Source organism: Collinsella sp. BA40, from assembly GCF_008014645.1.
GTDB lineage: Bacteria > Actinomycetota > Coriobacteriia > Coriobacteriales > Coriobacteriaceae > Collinsella.
On record NZ_VOWY01000024.1, the window covers coordinates 1 to 1,536 of the forward strand.

Genomic DNA, 1,536 nt, shown 5'->3' on the forward strand with positions numbered 1-1,536 from the left:
CCCATTACAGTTTGAGCCGTCCGTAAGGGCGGCTCTTTCACCTTCAAGGCATTACGATTGGGCCGTACCGATGGTCGCCGACCGACCGCCCCGGATGGCCGTTCGCCCCTGCCCCGCAGAGGGCCCGGGGGGTGTTGCCACCGGGGCGGGACGGCGCGCGGGAAACGACTGATAGAGATGTGCCGGGCCCCCTCGGGCCACGGCCGGGTAATGTGGGTGTCGCCTCCGCGCTCTCCGGTCGGCTCAAGGGAGAGGATACACCATGGCCGAAGCGAGCCGGGCCGCCGTCGCCTACCTGGGGATCGACGTCGGGAAGCGGTCTCACAGCGCGTGCGCCCTCGACGAGGGCGGCGCCGTCGTCTTCAGGGCCGACCTCGAGAACCGGCCCGCCGACATCGACCGCCTGCTCGACCGGGCCGGCGCCCGCGCGCTGGTCGTCGTCGACCAGAAGCGCAACATCGGGGCGCTCGTGCTCGCCCGGGCGCTCGCGCACGGCAACCCCTGCGCCTACCTGCCCGGATACGCCGAGAAGCAGGCACGCGGGATGTTCCCCGGCGTCGCCAAGACCGACGCCATCGACGCCGAGGTGATCGCGCGGACCGCGCGCGGCATGCCCGGCGCGCTCAGGTCGGTCGCCGAGGAGCCCGAGGGCGCCGCGTCGCTGCGCATCCTGTCGTCGCAGCGCGAGTTCGCGGCCTCCGCGCGCACCAGGGCGAAGAACCGCCTGCGCGCGACGCTGCTGGAGGCCGACCCCGCGCTCGAGCGGGCGGTCGACCCCTCGCGCGGCTGGCAGGTGGCGCTGCTCGCCGGGTTCGGCTCGGCGGCGGGGTGCTCCGCCGCGGGCTGGCGCAGGTTCTCCGCGGCGGCCAGGCGCGCGGGCGCCCCGGCGGCCGGCGCCCGGGCGCTCTGGGAGGCGCTGCTCGCCTCCGCGAGGTCCGGCAGGGCCCTCCCCGCCGGGGAGGACGTCGCGGTGCGCATGCTCGCGCGCGAGATCGCCGCCCTCGACGCCGACGTCGCCGAGCTCGAGGCGCTCGTCGCCGACTCGCTCGCCGGCAACGAGGTCTACGAGTGCCTGCTCACGGTCCCCGGGATCGGCCCGAAGACCGCGGCCGCGCTCGTCACGTCGGTCGATATCTCGATGTTCCGGGGCCACGACGAGCTCGCGAGCTACTGCGGGCTGGCGCCCGCGGACAGCAGGTCCGGGACCAGCGTCAGGTCGGCCTCCCCGCAGCGCGGCGGGAACAAGCAGCTCAAGAACCTGCTGATATTCAGCTGCAACTCCCTCATCGGCACGGACAACAGGTTCGGGAGGTACTACGACGGGTGCAGGGCGAGGGGGATGAGGCACAACAAGGCGCTGAAGGCCGTGGCAAGGAAGAGGCTGAAGGTCATCTACGCGATCATGCGGGACGCGGTCCCGTACTCGGCCTAGGCAGCGGTCGGACAACCTAGCGGAGAAGGGGCGCCCGGCGCCCCGATGGACCATGCTGAAAAACGAGGGCGGCCATGGTTGACAAAACCATAGAGACACCCCCC

General features: G+C 72.6%; 1 protein-coding gene. It reads left to right on the plus strand.

Annotated features, from left to right (window positions below; genetic code table 11):
• Nucleotides 1-262: 262 nt before the first annotated feature.
• Nucleotides 263-1,432, plus strand: a complete 1,170-nt coding sequence (locus E4J93_RS08025) for an IS110 family transposase (RefSeq protein ID WP_147588947.1) — start codon at nt 263-265, stop codon at nt 1,430-1,432.
• The last annotated feature ends 104 nt before the right edge of the window (nt 1,433-1,536 follow it).

Excerpts from the sequence above, each read along its gene's own strand:
- E4J93_RS08025 (WP_147588947.1), top strand. The coding sequence starts at position 263 with ATGGCCGAAGCGAGCCGGGCCGCCGTCGCCTACCTGGGGATCGACGTC.